Origin of the sequence: uncultured Arenimonas sp. (genome assembly GCF_963976025.1) — a bacterium.
Taxonomy (GTDB): Bacteria; Pseudomonadota; Gammaproteobacteria; order Xanthomonadales; family Xanthomonadaceae; genus Arenimonas.
The window spans coordinates 1-1,914 of record NZ_CAXBJS010000279.1; the positions used below are offsets into that span (position 1 = coordinate 1).

3 protein-coding genes are annotated in these 1,914 nt (G+C 69.7%); all 3 read right to left on the reverse strand.

Annotated elements, in window-relative coordinates; all coding sequences use genetic code 11:
* The coding region (locus AACZ35_RS14060; protein WP_339830368.1) for a M28 family peptidase at nucleotides 1–1,025 on the reverse strand (1,025 nt) is incomplete at its 3' end.
* Nucleotides 1,026–1,087: 62 nt separating this feature from the next.
* Nucleotides 1,088–1,504: a large-conductance mechanosensitive channel protein MscL gene (gene mscL, locus AACZ35_RS14065; RefSeq protein WP_339830371.1), complete on the reverse strand. Its 417-nt coding sequence runs from the start codon at nucleotides 1,502–1,504 to the stop codon at nucleotides 1,088–1,090.
* A 57-nt stretch (nucleotides 1,505–1,561) separates the two neighbouring features.
* Nucleotides 1,562–1,914: fumarylacetoacetate hydrolase family protein (locus AACZ35_RS14070; protein ID WP_339830374.1), on the reverse strand; the 353-nt coding region annotated here is incomplete at its 5' end.

The window sequence follows — 1,914 nt, forward strand, 5'->3', positions numbered from 1 at the left end:
GCGGCGGCGCGCGCCTCGGCATAGGCCTTGCCGCCGTAAAGACCCTGTTCTTCGTTGGCGTAGGCAATCACGCGCACGGTGCGACGCGGTGCGCGTTCAAGCTGGCCGATCAGGGCGCCGGCGGCGAAGGTGATGCCGATGCCGGCGCCGTCGTCGATCGCGCCCGTGCCCAGGTCCCAGGAATCGAGGTGGCCGCCGATGGTGACGACTTCGCCGGGCAGGTCGCGGCCGCGGATCTCGCCGATGACGTTGTGCGAGGTGTAGTCGGCCACCGTTTCGGCGGCGATGTCCAGGCGCAGGCGCACCGGCTTGCCGCGCGCGACCATGTGTTCGATCAGGTCGGCGTCGGGGTTGGACAGCGCCGCGGCGGGGATGCGCGGCACGTCTTCGGCATAGCGCATGGTGCCGGTGTGGGCGAAGCGGTCGGAGCTGGTGCCGATGGAACGGATAAGCACGGCCACCGCGCCCTTGCGCGCGGCTTCCACCGCGCCCTGGCTGCGTGCGCCCACCGCCGGGCCATAACCACGGCCGTCCTTGAAGCGCACCATGCGGTTGGTGATGACCGCGATCTTGCCGTCCAGGCTGCCCTCGGGCGCCGCCTTGAGCGCATCGAGCGTGGCGAAGGCCACGACCTCGGCGTCGATCGGCGCCTCGCCGGTGCCGACGCTGCCGCCCAGGGCGGTGATCACCAGCGGCTGCGGGTAGGGCGCCAGGACCTCGGCGCGCTCGTGGTGGCGCAGCCAGACCGGGAAGGTCACGGGCTCGAGGTAAACCTTGTCGAAGCCCATCGCCTGCATCTTCGCCTTCGCCCATTCAACCGCCTTCGCGTCCGCCGGGGTGCCGGCCAGGCGCGGGCCGACTTCGGTGGTCAGCGACTCCACCACGTTCCAGGCTTCGCTGCCGCGCATCGCCCGCTCGCGCAGGCCCTCGGCCGCGGCGATGTCGCCGGCATCCAGGCCGGTGGCGGCGAAGGCCGGCGCGGCGGCCAGCAGGGACAGGGCAAGCAGGGTTCGGACGGGTCGCATTCGGTGTCTCCGGCAAGGCGACGCCGGCCCCGGGGGCCGGCGTCGGGATGTAACGTTCGGTATCAGCGCGACTTGAGGCTGTCGCGAATCTCGGTGAGCAGCTTCACTTCTTCGCTGGGCGCCGGCGGCGGCTCGGGCGAGGCCGCTTCCTTGCGCTTGAGCGAGTTCATCACCTTCACGGCCACGAAGATGGCCAGGGCGATGATCAGGAAGTCCACCACGGTCTGGATGAAGGCGCCGTATTTGATCAGCACGGCCGGGATCTCGGTGCCGGCGGCGTCCACGGTGGCGGCCTTGAGCTCGATGGCCAGGTCGCCGAAATCAACGCCGCCGATGGCGTATCCCAGGGCCGGCATCACGATGTCGTTGACCAGCGAGGTAACGATCTTGCCGAATGCGGCGCCGATGACCACGCCGACCGCCAGGTCGACGACGTTGCCGCGCAGCGCAAATTCCTTGAATTCCTTGGCCATTCCCATGTGTCAGCTCCGGTCGGTGGTTGCGGGTCCGACCGTGAATCTACACCGGACGGAGGATCAGGTGATACGACCTTCCAGCGTCACCAGGCCTTCGATGCCGGCGTGGAAGCTGTCGCCCTGCTGCAACGCGGCGACGCCGGCGGGCGTGCCCATGAAGACCAGGTCGCCGGCCTTGAGGGCATACAGCTTCGAGAGTTCGTTGATCACTTCGGCGACGCTGAAGACCATGCTGGCCAGCGTGGCCTGCTGGCGGCGCTGCCCGTTGACGTCCAGCCACAGCAGGCGCTGGTCGAGGTCGCCGGCTTCGGCGGCGGGCACCAGCTCACTGGCGGGCGCGGAGTGGTCGAAACCCTTGGCGGTGTCCCAGGGCAGGCCCTTGGCCTTGGCCCGGGCCTGCAGGTCGCGGCGGG

Bases quoted from the DNA above. Each gene is read 5' to 3' on its own strand.
- mscL (WP_339830371.1), bottom strand. From the start codon at position 1,504: ATGGGAATGGCCAAGGAATTCAAGGAATTTGCGCTGCGCGGCAACGTC.